The organism is Lacticaseibacillus suibinensis (assembly GCF_003946175.1).
Classification (GTDB): domain Bacteria; phylum Bacillota; class Bacilli; order Lactobacillales; family Lactobacillaceae; genus Lacticaseibacillus; species Lacticaseibacillus suibinensis.
This window is the reverse complement of sequence record NZ_RHOK01000001.1, coordinates 157952-179956: the sequence shown is the minus strand read 5'-3', so window position 1 is coordinate 179956 and position 22005 is coordinate 157952. Positions and strand designations below refer to the sequence as shown.

Genomic DNA, 22005 nt, shown 5'->3' with positions numbered 1-22005 from the left:
ATGGCAGACAAAGATTTTTTCGATACAACTCCGGATGGTGAGGACGGACTTAGCCAATACCGTGATCCGACCCACATTCCGAATCAAAATGAGATCAAAAAGGACATTGACACAGGCGATGAGGACCCTAAGGCCAATACGCTAAGCGGCTGGATACGCACCAAACAATGGGGCGTGGATGTACGTGAAGCGCTTGGCCTTTTCGTTGACTGGATTAGTGTCAAATTCAATGCGCTTGCTGCTGATTTCAAGACAGTACAAAAGCGACAGGATGATACCGAAAAGCGGACTAGCGATGTCGAGCAACGCCAAACCACAACCGAGGCCAATGTCACAGCCACGCTGAAGGACATGACCGACAAGGCTGCGAAGACTGGCGAAGGCTACGGCCCTGAGGTATTCGATGCCAGGCACAGTGACATCTACAGTAAGGACTACGACACCGTGGGTGAGCATATCCGCGCTATTGAGGCCGCCATCGCACCATACGTGGCCAACACGAGTACTACCGCAACGATTCCTGTTAACCTTGGCCGTCAGGTGCCAATCAGCGTCTCATACTATGAGTATGCGCTGGGCACTGAGCCAGACGGCCTAGGCACCGGCCCGTATGGACTGGGCGGCAGTGAGCCGCAGGACGTGTCAGCAATCGATGTCACGTGGACTGACAACAACACCGCTCAAGTAGCGCTGCCCGTCACGTACAAGGATGTGGTGGCAACTGGCACACTGAAAGCAATGGCTAATGGCAGCAGCTGGACGTTGACCGCCGGGTACAAGACACTACGCTTCGTCGCTGACGCGTAGCGGAAAGGATGATATAGATGGCAGATTTAGAACTAATCAAAATTGAAAACGGCATGGCAAACGGTGGCACCGCGATTGGCGCTAACTTCGACTCGGTCGCCGCAGCAGTCAACGCGACCAACAGTCTGGCAGCCACAAGCAAACTGCTGTGGTCCAAAGGGGTCACCAACGGCTCAATCTTCAACAACGGGTTTGTCAACTTCTCGCGGCACGGCTCACTCGTCACGATCAACGGTCTTTTCTCCGTGGCGAGGTCCTTTGCGGCCAAAGAAGTGATTGGCCAGATTAACGATGGCTTCAAACCGGAAGACGGTAAAGCCTATGTCCAGACATCTCTGGGCATCGCGACAATCGACAGCCAGGGACTGCACACACCAGCAGCAATCGACTCTGGTGGCTACCTAACAATCGGCGGCGCTTATGCCACTAACGACGACATGCCTGAATAAACAGGAGGTACACACATGCTTATTAAGCTCAAGATTGACCAGTCCGGCGAGATCATCGCCCACGGCTGGGCAAACCCAACCCAGCGTAAGGCTGGCGATACCACAGCGGACGGCTTCACCATCTACGACCTAGCAGACGAAGAATCGGCCAAAATCGTGATTGGCCACAGCAAACTGGCTGGCGGCACGGTGACGGTCGATGCTGACTATGTGGCACCGGCTGAACCAGAACCGGTGGCGCCGCAGCCAAGCGCACAAGACCAAATCAACGCCACCCTGCTCAAGCAGACGGCGCAGAACGCGGCCGCTAACGCCGCTATCATGAAGCAGTTAGCAACTATCACGGCGGCTGAAACCACTAAGGGGGCAGAATAACATGGCTGATGCAATCAAGACGTACTACGCGATGGGACTATACACGGCGGCCGACTTGCCGCTCTTCGTGTCCGTGGGCTACATCACTCAAGCCGAGGCTGACGCACTGACACAGGCATAGCGTCGGATTATTAATCTAATCGGAAAAGAGGTGAGGAAAAATGTTAGCACGAATTTGGACGGGGTTAAAAGAGCACCCGCTACACGATATCATCGCGCTTGCCTTGATTGGTATCGGTGTCAATATGGCTCTGGTGCCACAGCCGTTCGTCTGGCCGCCATACGTGCGGGACATCGCGAACGATCATGGTTTCGACTATGCTTTCGTAGTTGTTGGCATTGTGATGTTGTTATGGGTGGTGAGCAAATCACACCACGAAGAATGGGATGCCGCTACGCTCGCGCTGGCGGCTTTTTTAATGGGCACATTGGCCGTCTATCAGTTTCTGCACGTCACGCACAACGGTGGTTTCATGCCATGGGTGCAGGATGCGGCAATACTCGCACTGATCATCACCCTCGCAGTCAGGAGTGACGCGGATGACGTGGACTGACTGGCATCAACTAATCAAAGACGTGACGGACTTTGTCAAAGCGGTGGCTCCAATTGCGGTGGCATACATCACTTACCACTGGCGCAAGAAGCCAAGCGCAGCTCAACGCAAAAAGAAAGAGGTATCTAAAAATGGAAAATGAATTGTTGCAACTAACCGTTATCGCGGTCGTGCTGGCGCCCATCACGGCGGCCCTTGTACAGGCAATCAAGACGGCAACGGGGCTAGACGCGAAGAAGAATACGCTGGTGAGCCTGCTTATCGGCATCGTGTTAGCCGGCCTGTGGGCGCTGACCTTTGGCCACGTAGACCAGATTGGCCCGTATCTGATGGCGGGTTTGCTGTCTGGTCTATCGGCATCAGGCCTGTATGATCTCGCCAAGAAAACGGAGGCAAAGTAATGACATCAGCAAATCAGGTTCTGACTGAGGCCCGCAAGTATCTCGGCATTAGAGTTGGCTCGGCTGGCCATCATAACATTGTGGACACGTACAACGCGCACAAGCCGCTGGCACTGGGATACAAAGTACGCTACACCGATAACTGGTGTGACACCTTCGTCAGCTTCGTTATGATTAAGCTGGGCGCTACGGCGCTCACTAACACCGAGTGCGGAGTACAGCGTCATGTAGCCTTGTTCTCCAAGCTTGGTATCTGGATCGAGGACGGTACCATCACACCGAAGCCTGGCGACATCATCGTCTACAACTGGGACGACACCAGCCAGCCAAACGACGGCTTCGCTGACCACATCGGCTTCGTCGAGAGCGTATCAGGCCGCACAATCACCACTATCGAGGGCAACAAGAGCATTCCGGGGACCGTAGCGCGCCGTCAAATCAGCGTGGGTAACGGTGTGATCCGTGGCTATGCGCGGCCCCGTTATGCTGGTTCATCTGCATCAGCTTCGAGCGTGGTTGAAAGTGCTGGCGCAATCAGCGCATCGGCCGCAAAGCTGACCGTTGACGGCTACTGGGGGCCACAGCTCACCCGGGCACTCCAGCGCCTGTATGGCACCACCGTGGATGGCATCGTGTCCAGTCAGTACAACTGGCACAACGCCGGCTTGACTGGTGGCTGGGAGTTTGTCGGCAAACCGGTGGGCAGTCTGCTCATCGCGGCGATCCAGCGCGCACTGGGCGTCAAGGCGGACGGCATTCTCGGCCCGGACACCATCAAGGCGATGCAGCGCAAAGCTGGCACGCCAGTCGATGGGAAGATTAGCGCACAGTCACTGCTTGTCATGTACATGCAGCGCTGCGCCAATGCAGGCACACTTCCTTTCTGATATTTAAAGGGGTCGATTTCGACCCCTTTGGAATTAGCCTCGCTCCTTCGGGGGTGGGGCTTTTTTTGTTCTGAAAGTTGACAAAACGTTTGCTAAAAGGCAAAGTCTTTACATGCACCGGCGCACGTAATTTTTGCCTAACTCCTTCGGGAGTGAAGCTTTTTGTTTTACAAAAATGGCAAGAAGATGTAAAACTGTGAAAATGACGTATAAACGTTGCTAAAACGGCGTTAATAACCTCACTCGCTTCGGCGGGTGGGGCTATTTTTTAATGCTTGCCTACGATTTGCCAACGCGAATTGGCGTGGATATAAATGTACATCAATCAAATTAAATGAACATCAACATTTCGGTGCTGATAGCGGCAATTTAAACAATGTATATAATAGAAAGAAACACACATAATCAGAATCAAAAACGGGGTGAGATAAGAAGCGTTTATGAGTATTTTGAATATGAACAGCGAGGACACCAAAGGTAAGTAACGATGTTCGCTCGCTATAACGCGAACACCCCGTACCTAGTCGCCTGATTGTAGGCGCTGGGTACGGGGTGTTTAGTTTCCCGTGGCCTCAAGTTGCTAGTGCTGATGGCCTCTGTTAATGGCTATGGTAAACCTGTTTATCTGGCATAAACTGCAAACTAGAATTAGTTGCGGCGCCGATCGCCGGCAACACCGAATCCGAGCAGGGCAAGCATGGCCACACCGAGGCCGACCAGCATGCTGTTAGCTTCGTCGCCGGTTTGCGGGAGGGTGGCGGTTCCAGTGGCGGTTGTCACGGCGGCGTTCGTAATCGCGGTTACCTTGCCAGATTTGCTGCTATCAGCAGTCAGCTTGACGATTAATTTTTGGCCGCTCTTTTTAGGCGTCGCAGTAACAGGCTTTTTCACAATCGGGGCCACGTATTTGTTGGCCTTGATCCGTTTGAGCAGGGCCTTGGCGTCGTTGACGGGTACTTCAGCCACGGCCAGTTCGGCATTTGCCTTGGCGAGTGCGGTCTTGGCAGTGGTCAAGGCCGTTTCGGCGCCGGCAGCAGCAGCTTCTAGGTCATGCAGTGAAGCAGTGAGCTGGTCAATCGTCTTTTGGGCTGCCTCAGCCTTGGCCTGGGCGTCCGCAATCTGACCGGCAAGCTCTGTGCGTTTGGTGGCATTGGCATCGAGGGTTTCAAGCGTCTTTTGCGCTTCTGTTAACTTATCGGTCTCGGTCGCCAGGTCGGCCTTTGCGGTGTCGAGAGCGTTTTGCGCGGAGGTCTGTGTACCTTGGGCTTCAGTCAGTTTGGCCTCAGCGGCTGCACGCGCTGCGTCGGCTTCCGCTCGTTTGTCGGCAAGTGATGCCGCGGCAGAGGATTTGGCTGCGGACAGTGCGGCGGTGAGGTCGGCGGTCTTAGCTTGAGCAGCAGCGAGCGCGGATTGCGTTTCCGCTAGTGTGGCTTTCGCGTTGGCTAGATTGGTTGCTGCAGTTTTGGCTGCGTCCTGGTCTTTGGCTAAAGCAGCTTTAGCCGCATTCACTTTGGAGGCATCAGCAGGGGCGGTCTTGGTATAGACGAACGTGCGAAGCTGAATGCCCTTGAGGGACTGAAGGTAGGCGGTGTCCTCCATCAGGTCTAGGTACTCGCCATATGCCACGATGGAATCATGATAACTCGGAAAGTCCTCGACCGGTTTTGAATCGCCATCCATAGCAACGGCGTTATCGTCGCCCCAGAAGCCGATTGATACAAGAAGTGGATCAACTAGGTTGAAGCGGTGACCGTAGTGATCAGCACCAGAGTTCTTATCATACACGTTGTACTGCTCGTCAAACCACTCCATGAGGACCGCATAGGCATATTCTTTGTCGGACTTCGGGCCTTCTCCCCATCTGATGAGCGACATGTCCAAATTTTCTGATCGCATGCTATCCGCGCCGTCGTGACTCAACCAGTCTTTGGGCTGGGCTGCAACGCGTGTCTTTGCGTAAGCAGTTGTTTCGCTGTTTAGCCCAACGGCGGCAAGCCCATTATTCTCGCGCAACTCATTTAGGTACTCGACAAAGTAATTTCCAATCGCATCCCAATCGGGGGTGTAGTTACTTTCCTCGGTGATGGTCTCGGTGACCACACCACTAGGTAGGGTGGAATCAGGCCAGTCTTTTTGACTGTAGGAAACTGTGTCAGTGACCGTTTGACTGCCTTTTTCAGCATTCGAGAGGGCAGTTTCAGCAGCAGTTACATTATCATCAGCTTTATCTTTCGCTGTGGAAGCGGAAGCGACTGTCTGTTGGTCGGTTGCTTCTTTCGCAGTCAGGTCAGAGATTTCAGTGGCATCGTCGTCGACCGCTTTCTGCGCGCTTTGAACACCAGCATCCTCAGAAGTGACGTTATCAGCGGCTGCCTGGGCGTTCTTAACCTCAGCCTCGGCTGCAGAAACTGTTTGTTCAGCCTCGTTCGCAGTGGTTTGCGCGTCGTCAACAACACGTTGCGCTTTGGCTTGATCAGTCTGCGCATCAGAAACAGCTTGCTGGGCCGCGGTGACTGCAGCGTCATCAGCGGCTGGCGGCAGTTGATTGAGCTGCTCTTGCGCGTTTTGGGCATCGTTATCGGCTTGGGTCTTGTCAGTCTGGGCCTGGCTTAGATCTGCGTTGGTGTCAGTCACCGCTTGATCAGCGTTGGCTTTAGTTGTCTCGGCGTCGTTTTCCGCGTTCTGGGCGGCGCTGGCGGCATCAACTGCCGGCTCGGCAGCAGCTTCGGCGGCGGTGACATCTGCCACTCCAGCGGCGACGTTTTCGTCATATTCGGTTTGAGAGGTGGGTTTATCGGTGGCCATCGCCTCAGTGGCTTGTTTGTCGGTGGCCTTCGCCGGTTGGTCGGCCGTTTCAGTGGCAGGGGTGACTGTAGGCTCCTCGCTCGTCGTGGCGTGGGTTACCGTAGTTTGAGCAGAGAAGGTCAACAAGGCAGCGGCAGCTGCGGTGGTAATGAGCGGGTGTTTTTTCATGATTACCTCCATAGTTAGAAAAATGGTAATGACAGGCATCGGTTAAACACAAAGCGGTTAGATCACGATGAGGACAGCGATTAACTCCTTGTGATTTTTGAGCGCAGAAAAGGCCAACCAGTCACAAGAGAGACGCTAAACGCAACTTGACGTTACTCCTTGGGTGTTGCGAATATGCAACTCCAAGGTTTAGCTATTCTAAGTGTGACCGGCCGGCCATTATTTTTTGCGGGAAATATATTTTTGTATAATGTTAACGCTGTAATAATACTATAAATTCCTAAAAGTGAAAAGTGTTTTATCGAGCTGGCAAATCAAAAGCAGGCCCGGTTGCCCTAAGTGGGGAAATCGGACCTGCTGGTGAAAGCGCGCTGGCGTTACTTGCTTTCCTTGGCTTCTTCCATTGCCTTCATGATAGAAGGGTTCTTGGAATGGCAGTCTTTAATCATTTGATAGTCCGCTTCACTGAGTTCTACGGTATATTTGGCCATGATATCCCTCTTTTCTATAGTGACATGATAGCATCCTGGCGAAAATTCACAAGGTGGCCCCAGCAATCATTAACCATAAGCGAAGTGCCATGAACGCACTCGGAGTGTTGCGCCAAGGTGAGCATCGGCAGTTCCTGATGTTGTCACTCGTCAGCCGCTAGCCTATAATCTGGTATGTACCGCCGATAGGGCTTTCAATAAGCCGACGTTGGCGTTGAAGCGGACTGAGCAAGGTCTGCCAAACAGTAAATGAAGGTTATTTAACATCACACAAGAAGAAAACAATACAGGAAAGGCCGAACCGGTCATGAAAACAAAGTATGAACTGATTGCTGACGCCTTGCGCCAGAAAATCATGGATCACGATTACGAAGTGGGCGACCAACTACCTCAGGAAACGGTCCTGGGTAAAGCCTATAACGCCAGCCGCATCACCATTCGGCGGGCGCTCGATGAACTGCAGACAGATGGACTGATTTATAAGATTCAAGGGGCGGGGACTTTTGTTAAAAACAATGAGTTGCCGGACGAGGGCCCGTTGCCACTTGATTTGATTCCACTTGATACGGTCACCATCGAAGCCGTGGATTTCGCAGTGGTTAAGGCGCCCAGCTTTTTGAAGCCGCTCCTTAATGTGAACGATTACGATTTTGTCTATGAGATCAAGCGCCGCTTTTCGCAGGCCGGCCAGCCGGTGGCGTTTAACCATATTTGGATGCCCATTAAGTTGATTCAAGGGATGCGCCTCGATGTCATCAAAGATTCGCTCTATGACTTCATCAGCAACGATTTGGATTTGAGTCCTGAATCAGCAAAGCGCCAATACACGGTGATTGAGGCCAGTCAGGCAGAGGCAGAGCAGTTGAACGTGGCGGCCGAAACCCCGCTTTTGCGCGTCAAACAACAGACATATCTCAGTGAAGGCCGGATGTTTGAATACGCCCACATCGACATCGTCACCGCTAGGTATCAGCTCGAGCAAACGCTCGCTTAATCTTTTTTTACCATTATTTGTTATAACATCTAAAAAGGGTATTGACTGTAAGCGCTTCGCGACCTATATTATTCTTTGTAAAGGGTTCCATTACCGATTACAGGGAGGATTTGTTATGACATTAAAGATTGGCCTGTTTTGTTCAGGCGGGATGTCAACGAGTCTTGTTGGCTCGAAGATGCAAAAGGTTTACGATGCGGCTGGCCGTGATGTTGAGGTCAGTGCTTCGGATTTTTCCATGATCGATGAACTCGGGGATGAGCTAGATGTGATCTTGATCGCACCGCAAATCAGCTGGGCTTATGATCAGGTGGTTGAACAGCATCCCAATACCAAAGTCATTGCGCTGTCGATGGCTGAGTTTGGTCAGATGAATGGCCAGACCATTGTGGATAAGCTGGATAAAGAAGGGGTGACAACAGATGGCAAATAGTGGGGCATGGAATAAGTTCCAGGCGGGCTTTACGAAGGCCGCCGGGAAAATTGCCGCAAACAAATTGCTACTGACCTTGCGGGATTCCTTTATTCTCGTGGCCTCAACAACAATGATTGCCGGGTTTGCGACGATGATTTCTTCAGTTTTCGTTGACCCGTTGAATGGGTTGATTTTCGGTAAACAAGGGCTGCAATTAGGTAAGATGATTGCTGGCTCTTGGGGCGCTTGGTCGAAGTCGGGTTTGTTCTCCGGCCTGCAATCCACTCAAGGTTTGATTGGGTTGATTGCTAACGGGTCCTTGAACCTGTTGTCCTTGCTGCTGGTCATGGTGTTTGCCTACATTTTGTCGCGCAAATACTATCCCAAGAACAAGGAACATATGATTTCTGTTTTGTACGCAATGGGTGCTTTCTTTATTTGCTTACCGTGGCAGTTCAATTTTGTTAACGGTAAAGAGACGGTTAACGTCACCAATGCCATTAATTCCACATATCTGGGCACCCAAGGCGTCTTCGCCGCTCTGGTCATTTCCGGGGTTGCGGTCGTGATTTACAACGAGATCTTGAAACGCAACATCACCATCAAAATGCCTGAATCCGTTCCACCGGCCGTTGCTCGGAGCTTCGAATCCTTAATTCCAGGCTTGATTACCATGTTGTTCTTCGTCTGCGCGACCGGCTTGGCCAATGCTTTGGCAGATAAGTCCATTCCAGATCTCCTGTTGTCCTTGCTGCAAAAGCCAGCGCTGGCCGTTTCTGGGACCGCCGCTTTCGCCTTTGTTTCTCAGTTTACTTGGTCACTGCTGCAGTGGTTTGGGATTCACCCAACATCAATTTGGGGCCCAATCTTTGGTTTGACCTGGAACATTAATGATACCGAAAACATGCTGGGCCAAGCGCATCACTTGTACTCCACCATGTTCATGAACTTCTCCACGATTGCTGCCGGCACCTTTGCTTTGGCGCCAGTCCTTGCCATCATCATTGCATCGCGGCAGATTTCCGAAAAGAAGATTTCTAAGATTGCGTTGATGCCAGCGATTTTCAATATTTCAGAACCGATTACTTTCGGCCTGCCAATTGTTTTGAACCCACTGTACGCGATTCCATTTATCATCGTGCAGCCACTGTGCTTCTACATTGCGGTGTTCTTCACCAAGATCGGGTTCATTGGCGTGATTACCAACAATGTGCCTTGGACTGTGCCGCCGATTCTGTCCGGCTTGCTGTTCTCAGGCTCAATCAATGGCGCGATTGTGCAAATCATTAACTTGGCAGTTGCCACGTTGATCTGGATTCCATTCGTCAAGATGTCTAATCGCATCACCCAGCAACGTGAAGCCGCCAAAGAAGCGGCAGGTGAAGCTTAATGGATGAGAAACAACTCCAGCGGGCAATGAATTTGATTGCGGTCGCCGGCAATGCTCGCTCTGAGGCTGTGCAGGCGATGCACCTGGCTGACGATGCGAAGTTCGACGAAGCGGATGAGATGCTTGAGAAGGCCAAAAAGGACCTCCATCAGGCTCACAATGTGCAAACCGAATGGATGTCAGCCGAAATGAATGGCGAAGTTGTGGAAAAATCAATTCTGCTGATTCATTCCCAAGACCATTTCATCGCTGCTGACATCATGATGACCGTGGCGACGCAGTACTTGGGTCAGGCCAAACGACTCCACGCCTTGGAGGCGAAGGTGAATGGCTGATCAGTTGACCTTAGCGCCACTGTTTTCAGAGGGCGCCATCATTCAAGGCGAGCAGCCAGTGACGATTTTTGGCTGGGGCACCCCTGGCTTGCGCGTAAAGGTGGCTTTGGGGCAGTCCGTTCGGCAAACTATCACGCCTACCAATGAAAAATGGACGGTTCAGTTTCCGGCCCAAGCCTACAATCAGACACTGACTCTGACCGTGGCGGCGGCCAGTGCGTCGGTCACGCGCCACGTGCAAACCGGTGATGTGTACTTGGTGGCTGGACAATCCAACATCGAATACAAAATGGCCGACGATGCCGATTTTGAGGCCGCTCGGGCCAACTTCACCGCGACCAACCTGTCATTTTATTACACGCCGCAAGTGGAGTACGAGACGAAGCGCCGGTTCGGTTGGGCGGATGAACCTGATCCCCGGTGGCAAAAACTGACTGCTGAGAACTTGGGTCAGGTGTCGGCGGTGGCATACTACGCGTTGGCCCAGGTTGCTGCTAACCACCCAGACCGACCCATCGGCATGTTGCAATGCTACAAAGGTGGCACCAGTGCTTCAAGTTGGATTTCTGAAGCCAACTTGAAAGCCGATGCGAAACTGGCAGACGCGTATCTTAAACCTTATGAGGTTGCAGTGACCGGGCGCAGCCAAGCCGATTTTGACGCCGCTGAGGCCAAGTATGAGGCTACTGTGACGGCATACAACCAGAAGAAGGCTGCCTACATTGAAGCGCATCCCGAACTGAGCTTGGAAGCCGTGAAGATGCACGTTGGCCATACGCCATGGCCGCCGCCAATGCAGCCTAAGAGCTACTTGCGTCCGAATGGTTTGTACCACACGATGGTTCAAAAGACCGCGCCGTACACGGTCAAAGCGATGGTGTGGTATCAAGGCGAAAATGACGCCGATCATGCGCCGCTCTACGACCGTTTGCTGCCGCGGCTAATTACCGAGTGGCGGCGAGATTTAGGTAATCCAGGGCTACCGGTCTTCGTGATTCAGCTTCCTCAGTATCAGGATGAACCGCATCATGCCTGGGCCGAAATTCGCCAGGCGCAGTGGCAAACGACGCAAGCCTTGAATGATTGCACGTTAGTTTCGCTGGTTGACACTGGCGAACATCACAACATTCATCCGGTGCACAAACAGGCCAGCGGCGAGCGCCTCGGCCAAGCCTTGTTGAGCGGTGACGGCACGCCATCCGTCGTGGCAGTTGACCGCGCGGCTGATCAGATCAGCCTGAAGGTCGCGCCGGCGACGAGCTTGAGTGCAAAACAGGGCGACGGCATTGAGGCTTTAATCGATGGCACTTGGCAGCCTGTTGATTTTCAGCTTAATGGCACTACCTTGAAGTTTAAGGCACCAGAGGCGAAAGCGGTGCGCTACGCCTATCGCAACGCGCCAGCCCCAGCGATTTTCAATGAAGCAAAGCTGCCGCTGAGTCCATTTTTAATTGCATTCTAGACAAATGAAACAGGCCAATCTGGCATCCAGATTGACCTGTTTTTGCGCAAAAAAAGACGCCTGCCAGGGCGGCAGACGTTCAAAGGTAGAATTAGAAAGTTTCCTTGTCGGCTGCGGACAGGGTTTCTGTCGGCATGGTCAAGCCCATATGCTTAGCTAAAGCACGCTTAGCATCGTCGCGGGTCTTGATGGTGTCCATATTCCAGACCACGTTCTCGATTTCACCGCCAGCAAAGTCGAATTCTTCACTGTAGATGTAGCCTTCCTCGGCTTTGCCTTCCCGCGCTTTGGTCAATGCCGCGGCAAGCGAGCGGGCGTAATCGATGTTGGTGAGCTGAGGCAGTTCCTTCGGGGTGACAAAACTCTGATCATTCATCGCTTTTTCAGCGATTTGAAGGTCCGCATCAGGGATGTCGACAACCACTTTAACTGCCTTTTTAACTGTTTCTTCTGCCATATTATTCTCTCCATTTCGTTTCAGTCGCTGATCGAAGTTGGGCTGAGATTCTGACAACAAAGCTATTATACCACGCTTTCATCTTCCGTTTCCAAAATGTCGCCCGCCATCGCTCGTCAAAGTCTGATATACTATTGCGGTTAGAAAGGAAGACGATGATGGCACATTACCAGTGGCAAGAAGCGGCGCAGCCCGCTACAAACGAGATTCAAACCGTGGCGAGCACGTTATCGGTACCGCCGTTTTTGGCCCGGCTCCTCATTCAGCGCGGGATTACTGACCAGGCGGCATTCGATGCTTTTTGCCAGCCTGATTTAAGCCGGTTGCATGATCCGTTTGAGCTGCATGATATGGATAAAGCCGTGGCGCGGATTCAGGAGGCTATTACCAATCAGGAAAAAATCACCATTTATGGTGACTATGACGTTGATGGTTTGACCTCCACGTCGATCATGAAGGAAACCTTGGAGGCGCTGGGCGCCGAACCCGAGGCCTTCATTCCTGACCGCTTCGCTGATGGTTATGGACCCAACCAGGCGGTGTATGACTACCTGCGCAAAAATGGCACCCAGCTGGTGATTACCGTCGATAACGGCGTCAGCGGCGCCGCGGTGATCGATGCGGCGATGGCGCAAGGGATGGATGTGGTGGTCACAGATCACCATGAGTTACCTAAGCAATTGCCGCACGCAGTGGCCGTGGTGCACCCACGCCATCCTGAAGGTCATTATCCCTTTGGCGACTTATCCGGTGCAGGGGTGGCCTTCAAGGTCGCTAGTGCGCTACTGGGTGAACCCGCCACCGATAGTATCGATTTGGCCGCGCTGGGGACAGTAGCCGATATTGTGAGTCTGACCGACGAAAATCGGTTGATTGTGCAAATGGGGTTGCAGTCGATTCACACCCAGCAGCGCGTGGGGCTGAATGCCTTGCTCAAAGCGGCTCAAATCGACCCGGCGACAGTGGATGAAACTAGCATCGGGTTTGGTATCGGTCCCCGGCTGAATGCCTTGGGCCGGCTAGAGGATGCCAATCCCGGGGTCACGCTGCTGACCACCTTCGACGAAGACGAAGCCGACAAGCTGGCGGCCAATGTTAACGACCTTAACGCGCAGCGTCAGGCCCTGGTGGCTAAAATTGCCGATGAGGCCCTGACCATGGCGCAAAGCCCGGCCAATCAGGCGGCTAAGACGCTGATTATCGCGCATCAAGGCTGGCATGAAGGGGTCCTTGGGATTGTGGCCAGTCGGATTGTCGAAGCCACCGGCAAACCGACCTTGGTGTTGAACATCGGTAAAGACGGCCAAAGTGCCAAAGGTTCTGGGCGGTCGATTGCCGCGTATAACCTCTTCAAGGCCCTAGATGCAGCGCGCGACCAAATGACCCATTTTGGCGGCCACGCCATGGCCGCAGGGCTCACGATGCCCGTGGCGAACATTCCTGCCTTGCATGCCGCCATGGAAACGGCGGCAGCAAACTTGGGTCCAATTGCCAAGCCAACACTTACGATTAACGCCCGGCTGGAACCGGAGGATTTGACGCTGGCCAATTATCAGCTGATGCGTCAGCTCGCGCCTTTTGGGCCGGGCAATGAAGAACCCACCTTTAGCCTGCTGCCGCAAACGATCAACTCCGTCCGGCAAATGGGTAAGACCAATGATCATCTGCGCTTTGCCGCTGATGGCACGAATGTCGTGGGCTTCGGGTTTGGCGACCAGGCGGCGGCACTGGAAAGTGCCAGTCAGGTGAAACTCGCCGTGCGCATGGATGCCAACACCTGGCAAAATCGCACCAGCTTGCAACTGCGGCTGTGCGATTGGCAACTGCAGACGCCGGCTATCATTGACCTGCGGCTGCCGCAGCCGAGCGCAGAACAATTCCGCGGGGCTTTCACTTATATCTTCTTTGATGGCCGCCTCAAGCAGCGCATGACCCAGCAGTACATGTTTGGCGGGCCAGTGGTGCTCGCTGAAAGCGTGGCCGCTGCCACCGCCAATGCGGTGCTGGTGGACCTGCCGCCAGATGAGGCGCATTTAACGGCTCTGCTGGCGAAACTGACCCTGCCGGTCCGGGTGATTTTTACCGCGCCGGCGGCCAGTTTGGTGGCGCTACCCAATCGTGAAGAATGCGGCCGGGTGCTTCATTACCTGAGCGCGCACGCCGGCTTTGATAAGCATCACTTGCCAGCGCTAGCGCAAGCCGTGCATGTGACGACGCAGCAAGCAATCTTAGCGGTACAGGTGTTTTTTGAACTCGGATTTGTTAAAATAGATGGTGCGCAAATCGACGTGACGCCTAATCCGGTCAAAAAACCGTTGACCCAGGCGCATATCTATCAGCAGCAGGCGGCGTTTTTGACGCTGGCCCATGAGCTGCAAAGTGACAGCCGCAGTGCGCTTGAAGCGCGGCTGCTTGGCAAGAAATGAGGAATAGAGCCATGACGATCAACTATAAAGACTACATTGCAAATGTGCCAGATTTTCCTGAACCCGGCATCATTTTCCGCGATATTTCACCGCTGATGGCGGATGGCAAGGCCTACGCGGCAGCGACCGATGAACTGGTGGCCTATGCGAAGGATAAGCGCGTTGAAATGGTGGTTGGCCCGGAAGCCCGCGGTTTCATCGTCGGCTGCCCAGTCGCCTATAAGCTTGGGGTCGGTTTTGCCCCAGCCCGGAAAAAAGGCAAGCTGCCTCGCGAAACCGTGAGTGCCAGCTATGACTTGGAGTACGGTTCAGAAACCTTGTACCTGCACAAAGACGCGGTCAAGCCGGGCCAGCGGGTGCTGGTGGTGGATGATTTGCTTGCCACTGGGGGCACGATTTCGGCGACCATTGAGCTCGTGGAAAAGCTCGGCGGCATCGTGGTCGGCACGGCCTTTATCGTCGAACTGGAAGACTTGCATGGTCGCGATAAGATCAAGGACTATGATATGCTGACGTTGACCTCCTACAAAGGCGCTTAATCGCGGCGCTGCTTGCAGAAGTTGACTCTTGAAAACGGAGCCAAGCGATGAGTAAAAAGAAAAAAGAAGATAAAACTTTAGTCGAGAAGATGCTCGACAAGCAAAACATTGCCTACACGCCCTATGAGTTTCCGACCCATGAGGCAGGGGATGTGGCGCAGCTGACGGTCGATCATTTAGCCGTGCCAGAGCATCGCATCTACAAGACCTTGGCATTGACTGGTAACAAAACCGGTCCGCTTATTGGCGTCGTGCCGCTGGATCGCCACATTGACTACAAAAAGCTCAGTGCGGTGTCCGGCAACAAAAAAGTCGGCATGATACCGCTAAAAGATCTGGAACAAACCACTGGTTATGAGCACGGCGCGAATACGCCAATCGGCATCCATGCCCGCCACAAGTATCCGATTTTTATCGGCGAAGAAGCGCTGAAGGAACCGGAAATCATCGTGTCGGCAGGTAAAATCGGTCGCTCGGTCGGGCTGGCGCCGAAAGCGCTAGCCAAGGCAGTTAACGCCAAGTTCGCCGCCATCACCAGTCTGGAAGAACAGGAGGGATAGCATGTTTTCAACCAACGAAAGCCGTTTTGCGACTTACGGCGTGATCTCGAAACTGCCAGGGGAAATTATTGACAGCGTCTGGATGATCATCGACCAAGATTTGGCCGGCGTCGTGCCGCTGGGGCATTTGCTCCAATTCGACTTGCTCAATACCAAGGGCAAGTTAACCATGGCCTTTTCCGAAAAAGGGCATGATACCCAAATTGCGGTGGATTTGCCATTCGATTACGACGATAGCTTTCCCAAAACCATCATGGCCTATGATGACGGCGAAAATCAGACGATTTTGCTGCCAGAAGAAGCCAATAAGTAAAAGACATAGCAAAGCCGCCTGCCTTCGCAATACTGCGAGGACAGGCGGCTATTTGATTACGTTAGAATGCAGGCACATTAATTTCTTCGAAAGCATGATCGATTTCGGCTCGGGCCGCTTTTTGGGCCTCTAAGCCATCTTCGAATTGCTCGTGATCCACATGATCGGGCTCAATGGCCCCCAGAATCGCCAAGACGGCTTTGCGGATGCCTTTGAGGCCGTCGATGAGGGTGTTATTGAATCGTTCATACCCAGACGGCGCGGTGACCCTCGCGCACTGCTGCACGAAGCGATCAAAGCGGATAATATTTTTGGAGAAGTAGAGACGAATATTGGAGAAGCTTTCGCTGGCCAGGCAGTTGCCTTTCTCGATGTTCCGACATGTGTGCGCGTATTCTTTGAATACGGTTTCAAAAACAAGCAAACGTTCGAGTTCCTGATTGACGCACTGAATGTATTCGGTAGTTAACATGGTAGATGCCCCCTTGCTCATTGACTAACTTACCCTGAAAGCATACCACTCGAAAATCTAATTATCAACATAATATTCTACCTATATTTAAAGAATGGATGTTATGATATTCATTAATGATATGTGTGTTATTTAATCGATGGAAAGTGGCGTCTGTTATGGATTCAGGCAAGATAAGGGGCCATATCTATTTTTATATGGGTTATTGATAGGGGCTAGACCAATTCCTTAAATTGCATCTTCGGGGTCATTGCCAACTCGTGAAATTAGTGTTGGGAGCGAACTATTTCTAGCCTTGTTCATTGCCCCACAAGATTTTATCAATCTGAATTGTATTATTGATTCGAGATCAATGTTGGAGAGCCAATAGAGGCCAAAAGAAAACCATCATTTCGACATTTAAACGGAAATGATGGCAGGGTGACTATTCTTTTGACTCATCTGAAGGCGCTTGGGCCTCAATTATTGTTGCGTCAATTTCTTTGCGTATATTTTTCGGCCGGTCGTGATGGCCTAGCTTTTTGGTGACGCCTGCGGTCGCCGCTTTCACTGCGTGGCTGGTGCCCGCCGCGGTGCCATGTGCCACTTTCGCAACAAAGCCTTTTGCCGCTTCTTTGCGCTCTTTCACACGCCGGACAGCTTCTTCAGCCAACACCGTGCTGGCCTCGAGGGTGGCGGCGTCAACATAATATAACTTGACGAAACTGCCTGGCGCGACAACAGCGTTTGGTTTGGGGAGAGTCGCAATAACCGTATCAACCCTGGCTCGAGCGAGCTTCGCATCTGGCGTTGCGACCACTGGTGCAAAGGTGAGATCAAAGGGTGATAAGGCTTCTTGGCTTTGCGTTAAGGTCAAGCCAAGGAGATCGGGAATTTTGACGTCGTGAAGATGGCGTTTATTGTGCTCATCCAATTGGTGGTTTGTCACTTCGGCAGCAGCCTGCACTGCATCCCCTGCGATGTTTAGGGTTTTATCAAGCGTGCCGGCCAACTTGGAAACGCCTTTGGAATCCATCAGCTTGTCGGCACCTTTGATGAATTTGTCTAATTTGGTCAATTTTGCAGCCATCGTGTTTTCCCCCAATGAAATAGAATGGAATATATCCATTTTAGAATATTTTGCTAGACTGAACAACAACATTCATTATTTATCGTTCCTTGTGGCTTCGGTTCCCATATCCCTGGGGACACAACACTGAAAGTCGGTGCGAGTGTGACTTGGCTTGATCAGGGGCATAAGATGACCAGCCGCAGTCGCTCAATCTGGTGACGTGATATCGCGGTAACTGATGAATTGTTGGCTCATGCAATCCTTCACCACAAAAAAGCCGCGACCTTTGCAGGCCGCGGCACGGATGTTACTGCAGGAGAGTACGAGATTTGAACTCGTGCGCCGGTGTAAGCCGGTTCGACGGATTTCGAGTTGTATCCTGGCGGTTTGACTGAAGTCAAATCGTTGATTTAACGGCATTCTTCATGCATTAGAAACGGTTGAAATCGGCTGAATTTGGATGAAGTGGTACTGAATTGGTACGCGAATATACTTGGTTGGCCGTCATTGGTTGGCGGCCTTTTTTCGTGCCAGGCAACGATGCGTAACTGCGGAACGGAAATTGTCTTTGTAGCGGTCGCGATTGTTGTAGGAAGCATGGCACACCAACTCCTGTTTGTGCCGAGTACACCGACTCAGGGAAACAATATCAGTCAACCTATCTGACGACTCAATCGGTCGATTTTAACTCACTCTCCACATTAGCTAGATTCACACGAATTGCAGTCGGAGAAATCAGATCATAGAACTCCTGTATATCGTTGTGTGTCATAATGTCGCCATGATGCCGATGATGCGAAAAGGTGAAACCTAAATAGCGCTTGGCACGGGAAATAGCAACGAAGAATGTTCTTCTAGTCTCGTCGGCATCCTTTGTCATGGACCAAAATGCATTGTCGTCTAGTGCCACAATAAACACAGCCTCGAATTGCAATCCCTTGCTTTTATGGATCGTCATGATTGGAACAGAATGCTTCCCTTCAAAATTATCAATCACCTCGATCCAATTATTGGTGGTTTCGTATTCTTCGAGTAGACGTGTCGCGAGTGTCTCTCGAAGTTGACTAAAGCGCTCTTGGTTTGAATACGTCTCATCAGTGCCGACAAGGTAATCATATGTCCAAAAATGTGTTACTTGATCAATTATTTTCATCACCAGTTGCATGTTTGCCGGCTTCTGCAGGAGTGTCGTGGTCGATTTTAGAAAATTATTCAGCTCCCGTTCTGCTTTCACATATGCGGCTCCTTCATTCTCGATACCACGCGAAACAATAAGTGAAGACATGTAGCTTTCCCATTCAGCTAGAGTGTTCTTTCCCAGATTAATATTTATTGTTTGGATGACAAGCTGTACCAATGATTCATTCAGTAGTTCTTGGTACTCGGCCTCCTCGCGAGTTTTAATCCCTTCGCTGGCAAAACTGGAAATCAGTAAAGGTGCATAATTTGAGACTTTTTGCTTCAACAAAACAGCAATCTTATTAGGGGAAATTCCATCATCAATCAACAGCTTCACTCTTCGTGCGAGTAGCTCAGCTTCCTCTTTTTCATTATCGGACTCCAGTAGTTCTATGTCTCCGTCGTCGGGGTTCCAAGAGGGCTCGGTAATTGCCGTTGACGAATTTGCATTCAGGGAAGCGTACATTTGCCTCTGCAAGCCGACGATTGCAGGGGCAGACCGATGATTAATTGATAGCTCACGTGTTTCTGCGGCAAATATACTACAGAAGTCTTCGAATGCCGTCTTTCTTGCTCCCGCCCAGATCATTATACGTTGCTTGTCATCTCCAACCGCAGTGATTGCAGATCCGGAATTTTCAAAAAGTTGTCGTACCAACACCAGTTGAGACGTTGTAGTATCTTGGAATTCATCGATAAAAACAAATGGATAGGCGTTACGAACTGCTTGTTGAACTGCCGGATTTAGCCTTAGTATCATTTGGGCAAGTCGCATAATAGCGTGGTATGGCAAGCAAGCTGGCAAATCTTCGGTCCCGGTCAACATTTCATTCTGGAGATAGCGATCACATTCAAGAAGCTGATTTTGTTGAATCTGGATATTTTTCCAAGAGGATGTGATTTCCTTCTTACTAGGCGTTCTGTTCGTAAAACTATCGCGTGACATTCGATCTAGAAGTTGGGTATTCTCTACCAAATAGTCGGCATTCGGTCTGAGGTCTTCAGGCAATCCCATTCTAAATTGATCCAGAATTTGTTTGGCAAAACCATCAAATGTCATTGAGTCAAAACGGTATTTTGAAAATTGGGGAGATCGCTTATCAACTCGTTTTTTTAAGTTCGTTGCCGAATCCTTCTTGAAACTAATAGCTAGAATTTTAAACGGATCTGCACAAATGCCAGTTTGAAACAAGTAATCGGCTTTCTGCGCCAACATTTCCGTTTTCCCAGTACCGGGGCCAGCAACAACAAGCTGATTTCTCGTGGATTTGATTGCATTTTCCGCTTCGCGCTCTAGAATGATTCCCTCAGAAGGTTCCCAACCAGAACTACTAATCATGACTGACGGGCTCCTTTCCCAATAATTGCGAGGCCTTCGCGGCGATTTCACTAAATAGAGAAGGCATGCCGGCTTTCAGTGCATCATCATTCATTTGAGTTAATGCTTGTATATGAGTGGTTGTCTTCCCACGGCCAAGGAAGAAGTATACGTACCAAATCATTAATTCCCGATCTTGAAATGAATACGAATTTCCTGAGCTAGGACCCAGTTTTGAATTATCTTTCTTCAAAGCATCTTTACGAGCTTTTTCTACGCGTAAGGCATATGACGAATCGTTCTCATCCTGTTTCGGGTATTCACTTATCAACCAGCGTTTACCATCTACCTTCAGTGTAGGACCTTGTTTTCCTTGAACAAGGCCTAGGTAATTGTTCTTATAAGAAGACAACATTACGAAGTCAATATCCAACGGCGCTGAGAAAAACACATTGTACTTCTGCAAATATTTCAAGTACTGATCTAACTGATTGGCAGATACGCTGTCCTCGGTTTTTCTTTCAGAAAGTTGCTGCAGACTTGCCTCTGAAAGGTCTGTGATTCCGTCAGGATACGCGTTGACATCTATACTATTTTGTCTTAACTCTTTAAGTACATAGCTGACCCGGCCCCATCCGCCACCCGAACGTTCACGATCCAGATCAAGCAACGAAATGTAAGGTATTTGAAGCTGGGTCAATAGATGCCAAATGTAATGAACAAATCTTCCTGCAAGCGGAACAAAGGAAATTCCCGATTCATCCAGAGGCTTTCCACTAAGTTCCAAGAACTTTGGGAGAAGAATTTCTTCGCTTGCTCCTTCACCTAAGATGACGAGCTGGGCAAAATAGAGTTCTGGATACAACTCTACCGCCATTTTAACGTAACGATATGCTTCAAGTTCGTCTTCTTGATTCGGAATTTCTAGCGATTGCACAGAACTGACATCTGTGTCTTTATTCATCCATACGTATCTAATACATTCTGGGGTTACCCGCTTTACTATGGCGGGAGAGTGTGAAGTCAATACAACTTGGGCATTTGGATAATCTGCCATCGCTTTTAGTTGATTAACAAGTTTACCTAACAGATGCGGTGAAATGTGATTTTCAGGTTCTTCAATCGCTAAAATAGTGAGTACCGGTGGTTGATGATCGATCAATCGGGCATGTTCCTCACCTGTAGTTTCATCCTTTGAAAACTGTTCTTCCGCCTCTAATAACTTCCGCTCAACTTCTAAGACACTTGCGACATTGGAAATATAAAATAGTGACCGAGTACCATCACCCATTTCTTCGGGTTGAAAAGTGCGATGGCTGATTGACGATTGAAATACAGGTCGCATCCTTTTTGCAAGATCGCCTAAACTCGTCGATTCAATATTGAGCCGCACGTCTGCAAATCGGTCATTTTCATGGAACATATTCCAGTCCGCAGAAAGGCTGTCTCCAATGAGTTTGACTCCCTTAGAATTGAGAATCGTATCATTGAGCGAATCTAATTGCGCGTCAACTAACTGCTTAGTCTCGTTGCCCCAATTAATGTGACGAACTAAGTTTGCTAGCAAGCTTTTGGATGTAGTTCCGAGCTGCGTATCGGGATTTCGCACTGCAGGTACATAAATCAGCCGGATATGCTGCAACTCACGTCTTGAAGCTAATACCAAGTCTTCATCCTTGCAGACTCCCAGAGTCGGCACGTAATAAATATGTGAATCGATTGCTCCATCAGCGGTCCCATCATCCTCGAGTGTGGCAACCAACTGAATACGCAAAATCAATGCCTCGCCAGGTCCTTTAACACACAAATGTTTCAGTAACAGGGCATCCGCGTGTTTTTGGCTTGCAGAGTCATCCTCTTGCTCAAATTCAAACACTGCTTCGCAGGTCAACTTCGTCGATGACTGTAACTCGCCATTGTCTTGAGTTGCAACAAAGAAGTCCGTGGGGGAAATAATGCGATCGTTGGCATTAACTGAGAACATTTTGTTTAATGCAATCAAAGCAGTGGTCTTTCCGGCCCCGTTACTACCAATCAGTGTTGTAATATTATCAAAATCGATGGTTGTCGATTCTCCATAGGAGCGAAAGCCATCTATTATCAGCTTTGTTAGTTTCATGTCTTTTTCTTCCATATTTTCATAATTCATGAGAGACT

At 50.7% G+C, this 22005-nt stretch carries 23 protein-coding genes; 17 read left to right on the top strand and 6 right to left on the bottom strand.

Going from position 1 to position 22005, the window contains the following annotated elements; all coding sequences use genetic code 11:
• From EKM90_RS00850 to EKM90_RS00820, 8 genes are read left to right on the top strand one after another with little or no spacing between them, the layout of a single operon-like run.
• Window positions 1-807: a hypothetical protein gene (locus EKM90_RS00850; RefSeq protein WP_125579154.1), complete on the top strand. Its 807-nt coding sequence runs from the start codon at window positions 1-3 to the stop codon at window positions 805-807.
• Window positions 808-824: 17 nt separating this feature from the next.
• Window positions 825-1256 carry a hypothetical protein gene (locus EKM90_RS00845; RefSeq protein WP_125579153.1) on the top strand — a complete coding sequence of 144 codons (432 nt, stop codon included), beginning with the start codon at window positions 825-827 and terminating at the stop codon, window positions 1254-1256.
• A 15-nt stretch (window positions 1257-1271) separates the two neighbouring features.
• A complete protein-coding gene (locus EKM90_RS00840; RefSeq protein ID WP_125579152.1) occupies window positions 1272-1631 on the top strand; it encodes a hypothetical protein in 360 nt (119 codons plus the stop codon).
• Window position 1632: 1 nt separating this feature from the next.
• Complete coding sequence (locus EKM90_RS00835) at window positions 1633-1752, top strand: XkdX family protein (protein ID WP_125579151.1); 120 nt, start codon at window positions 1633-1635, stop codon at window positions 1750-1752.
• Window positions 1753-1792: 40 nt separating this feature from the next.
• On the top strand, window positions 1793-2185 hold the full coding sequence (locus EKM90_RS00830) for a hypothetical protein (RefSeq protein ID WP_125579150.1): 393 nt from the start codon (window positions 1793-1795) through the stop codon (window positions 2183-2185).
• Entirely contained in the window at window positions 2172-2327 is a 156-nt protein-coding gene (locus EKM90_RS12685) for a hypothetical protein (protein ID WP_164507790.1), read from the top strand. Before EKM90_RS00830 ends, EKM90_RS12685 begins: the two co-directional genes overlap by 14 nt.
• Entirely contained in the window at window positions 2317-2586 is a 270-nt protein-coding gene (locus tag EKM90_RS00825; RefSeq protein ID WP_125579149.1) for a holin, read from the top strand. The genes EKM90_RS12685 and EKM90_RS00825 overlap by 11 nt, the downstream gene beginning before the upstream one ends.
• Window positions 2586-3473, top strand: coding sequence for a CHAP domain-containing protein (locus EKM90_RS00820; RefSeq protein ID WP_125579148.1), 888 nt, complete (start codon window positions 2586-2588; stop codon window positions 3471-3473). The genes EKM90_RS00825 and EKM90_RS00820 overlap by 1 nt, the downstream gene beginning before the upstream one ends.
• A gap of 648 nt (window positions 3474-4121) precedes the next feature.
• Here the strand turns inward: EKM90_RS00820 and EKM90_RS00815 are convergent.
• Window positions 4122-6446, bottom strand: a complete 2325-nt coding sequence (locus tag EKM90_RS00815; RefSeq protein WP_164507789.1) for a CAP domain-containing protein — start codon at window positions 6444-6446, stop codon at window positions 4122-4124.
• Window positions 6447-7244: 798 nt separating this feature from the next.
• Here EKM90_RS00815 and EKM90_RS00805 point away from each other — a divergent pair.
• From EKM90_RS00805 to EKM90_RS00785, 5 genes are all read left to right on the top strand, one after another.
• Window positions 7245-7931: a GntR family transcriptional regulator gene (locus EKM90_RS00805; protein WP_125579145.1), complete on the top strand. Its 687-nt coding sequence runs from the start codon at window positions 7245-7247 to the stop codon at window positions 7929-7931.
• 115 nt (window positions 7932-8046) lie between these two features.
• On the top strand, window positions 8047-8364 hold the full coding sequence (locus tag EKM90_RS00800; RefSeq protein WP_125579144.1) for a PTS sugar transporter subunit IIB: 318 nt from the start codon (window positions 8047-8049) through the stop codon (window positions 8362-8364).
• Entirely contained in the window at window positions 8354-9736 is a 1383-nt protein-coding gene (locus EKM90_RS00795; protein WP_125579143.1) for a PTS sugar transporter subunit IIC, read from the top strand. The genes EKM90_RS00800 and EKM90_RS00795 overlap by 11 nt, the downstream gene beginning before the upstream one ends.
• Entirely contained in the window at window positions 9736-10071 is a 336-nt protein-coding gene (locus EKM90_RS00790) for a PTS lactose/cellobiose transporter subunit IIA (RefSeq protein WP_125579142.1), read from the top strand. The genes EKM90_RS00795 and EKM90_RS00790 overlap by 1 nt, the downstream gene beginning before the upstream one ends.
• Entirely contained in the window at window positions 10064-11533 is a 1470-nt protein-coding gene (locus EKM90_RS00785) for a sialate O-acetylesterase (RefSeq protein WP_125579141.1), read from the top strand. Before EKM90_RS00790 ends, EKM90_RS00785 begins: the two co-directional genes overlap by 8 nt.
• A gap of 91 nt (window positions 11534-11624) precedes the next feature.
• On the opposite strand, the gene EKM90_RS00780 is transcribed toward EKM90_RS00785, so the two are convergent.
• Entirely contained in the window at window positions 11625-11990 is a 366-nt protein-coding gene (locus EKM90_RS00780) for a hypothetical protein (protein WP_125579140.1), read from the bottom strand.
• 158 nt (window positions 11991-12148) lie between these two features.
• On the opposite strand from EKM90_RS00780, the gene recJ reads away from it, so the two are divergent.
• Genes recJ through EKM90_RS00760 form a run of 4 tightly spaced genes read left to right on the top strand, consistent with a single transcriptional unit; the run spans window position 12149 to window position 15828 of the window.
• A complete protein-coding gene (recJ, locus tag EKM90_RS00775) occupies window positions 12149-14416 on the top strand; it encodes a single-stranded-DNA-specific exonuclease RecJ (protein ID WP_125579197.1) in 2268 nt (755 codons plus the stop codon).
• Window positions 14417-14427: 11 nt separating this feature from the next.
• On the top strand, window positions 14428-14955 hold the full coding sequence (locus EKM90_RS00770; RefSeq protein WP_125579139.1) for an adenine phosphoribosyltransferase: 528 nt from the start codon (window positions 14428-14430) through the stop codon (window positions 14953-14955).
• A 47-nt stretch (window positions 14956-15002) separates the two neighbouring features.
• On the top strand, window positions 15003-15515 hold the full coding sequence (ybaK, locus tag EKM90_RS00765; protein WP_125579138.1) for a Cys-tRNA(Pro) deacylase: 513 nt from the start codon (window positions 15003-15005) through the stop codon (window positions 15513-15515).
• A 1-nt stretch (window position 15516) separates the two neighbouring features.
• On the top strand, window positions 15517-15828 hold the full coding sequence (locus tag EKM90_RS00760; RefSeq protein WP_125579137.1) for a DUF960 domain-containing protein: 312 nt from the start codon (window positions 15517-15519) through the stop codon (window positions 15826-15828).
• Window positions 15829-15889: 61 nt separating this feature from the next.
• Here EKM90_RS00760 and EKM90_RS00755 read toward each other — a convergent pair whose 3' ends face one another.
• From EKM90_RS00755 to EKM90_RS00740, 4 genes are all read right to left on the bottom strand, one after another.
• Window positions 15890-16300 carry a hypothetical protein gene (locus EKM90_RS00755; RefSeq protein WP_125579136.1) on the bottom strand — a complete coding sequence of 137 codons (411 nt, stop codon included), beginning with the start codon at window positions 16298-16300 and terminating at the stop codon, window positions 15890-15892.
• A gap of 424 nt (window positions 16301-16724) precedes the next feature.
• The gene (locus EKM90_RS00750; RefSeq protein ID WP_225422644.1) at window positions 16725-17441 is read right to left on the bottom strand and encodes a PASTA domain-containing protein; all 717 of its coding nucleotides are present in this window, start codon (window positions 17439-17441) and stop codon (window positions 16725-16727) included.
• Window positions 17442-18021: 580 nt separating this feature from the next.
• The gene (locus tag EKM90_RS00745) at window positions 18022-19869 is read right to left on the bottom strand and encodes a UvrD-helicase domain-containing protein (protein WP_125579135.1); all 1848 of its coding nucleotides are present in this window, start codon (window positions 19867-19869) and stop codon (window positions 18022-18024) included.
• Window positions 19862-21997, bottom strand: a complete 2136-nt coding sequence (locus tag EKM90_RS00740; protein ID WP_125579134.1) for an ATP-dependent nuclease — start codon at window positions 21995-21997, stop codon at window positions 19862-19864. The genes EKM90_RS00745 and EKM90_RS00740 overlap by 8 nt, the downstream gene beginning before the upstream one ends.
• Window positions 21998-22005: the final 8 nt, after the last annotated feature.

What these genes read in the sequence shown, in the direction of transcription:
- EKM90_RS00850 (WP_125579154.1), top strand. Translation starts at nt 1, where the DNA reads ATGGCAGACAAAGATTTTTTCGATACAACTCCGGATGGTGAGGACGGA.
- EKM90_RS00845 (WP_125579153.1), top strand. Translation starts at nt 825, where the DNA reads ATGGCAGATTTAGAACTAATCAAAATTGAAAACGGCATGGCAAACGGT.
- EKM90_RS00840 (WP_125579152.1), top strand. Translation starts at nt 1,272, where the DNA reads ATGCTTATTAAGCTCAAGATTGACCAGTCCGGCGAGATCATCGCCCAC.
- EKM90_RS00835 (WP_125579151.1), top strand. Translation starts at nt 1,633, where the DNA reads ATGGCTGATGCAATCAAGACGTACTACGCGATGGGACTATACACGGCG.
- EKM90_RS00830 (WP_125579150.1), top strand. Translation starts at nt 1,793, where the DNA reads ATGTTAGCACGAATTTGGACGGGGTTAAAAGAGCACCCGCTACACGAT.
- EKM90_RS12685 (WP_164507790.1), top strand. Translation starts at nt 2,172, where the DNA reads ATGACGTGGACTGACTGGCATCAACTAATCAAAGACGTGACGGACTTT.
- EKM90_RS00825 (WP_125579149.1), top strand. Translation starts at nt 2,317, where the DNA reads ATGGAAAATGAATTGTTGCAACTAACCGTTATCGCGGTCGTGCTGGCG.
- EKM90_RS00820 (WP_125579148.1), top strand. Translation starts at nt 2,586, where the DNA reads ATGACATCAGCAAATCAGGTTCTGACTGAGGCCCGCAAGTATCTCGGC.
- EKM90_RS00815 (WP_164507789.1), bottom strand. Translation starts at nt 6,446, where the DNA reads ATGAAAAAACACCCGCTCATTACCACCGCAGCTGCCGCTGCCTTGTTG.
- EKM90_RS00805 (WP_125579145.1), top strand. Translation starts at nt 7,245, where the DNA reads ATGAAAACAAAGTATGAACTGATTGCTGACGCCTTGCGCCAGAAAATC.
- EKM90_RS00800 (WP_125579144.1), top strand. Translation starts at nt 8,047, where the DNA reads ATGACATTAAAGATTGGCCTGTTTTGTTCAGGCGGGATGTCAACGAGT.
- EKM90_RS00795 (WP_125579143.1), top strand. Translation starts at nt 8,354, where the DNA reads ATGGCAAATAGTGGGGCATGGAATAAGTTCCAGGCGGGCTTTACGAAG.
- EKM90_RS00790 (WP_125579142.1), top strand. Translation starts at nt 9,736, where the DNA reads ATGGATGAGAAACAACTCCAGCGGGCAATGAATTTGATTGCGGTCGCC.
- EKM90_RS00785 (WP_125579141.1), top strand. Translation starts at nt 10,064, where the DNA reads ATGGCTGATCAGTTGACCTTAGCGCCACTGTTTTCAGAGGGCGCCATC.
- EKM90_RS00780 (WP_125579140.1), bottom strand. Translation starts at nt 11,990, where the DNA reads ATGGCAGAAGAAACAGTTAAAAAGGCAGTTAAAGTGGTTGTCGACATC.
- recJ (WP_125579197.1), top strand. Translation starts at nt 12,149, where the DNA reads ATGGCACATTACCAGTGGCAAGAAGCGGCGCAGCCCGCTACAAACGAG.
- EKM90_RS00770 (WP_125579139.1), top strand. Translation starts at nt 14,428, where the DNA reads ATGACGATCAACTATAAAGACTACATTGCAAATGTGCCAGATTTTCCT.
- ybaK (WP_125579138.1), top strand. Translation starts at nt 15,003, where the DNA reads ATGAGTAAAAAGAAAAAAGAAGATAAAACTTTAGTCGAGAAGATGCTC.
- EKM90_RS00760 (WP_125579137.1), top strand. Translation starts at nt 15,517, where the DNA reads ATGTTTTCAACCAACGAAAGCCGTTTTGCGACTTACGGCGTGATCTCG.
- EKM90_RS00755 (WP_125579136.1), bottom strand. Translation starts at nt 16,300, where the DNA reads ATGTTAACTACCGAATACATTCAGTGCGTCAATCAGGAACTCGAACGT.
- EKM90_RS00750 (WP_225422644.1), bottom strand. Translation starts at nt 17,441, where the DNA reads ATGTTGTTGTTCAGTCTAGCAAAATATTCTAAAATGGATATATTCCAT.
- EKM90_RS00745 (WP_125579135.1), bottom strand. Translation starts at nt 19,869, where the DNA reads ATGATTAGTAGTTCTGGTTGGGAACCTTCTGAGGGAATCATTCTAGAG.
- EKM90_RS00740 (WP_125579134.1), bottom strand. Translation starts at nt 21,997, where the DNA reads ATGAATTATGAAAATATGGAAGAAAAAGACATGAAACTAACAAAGCTG.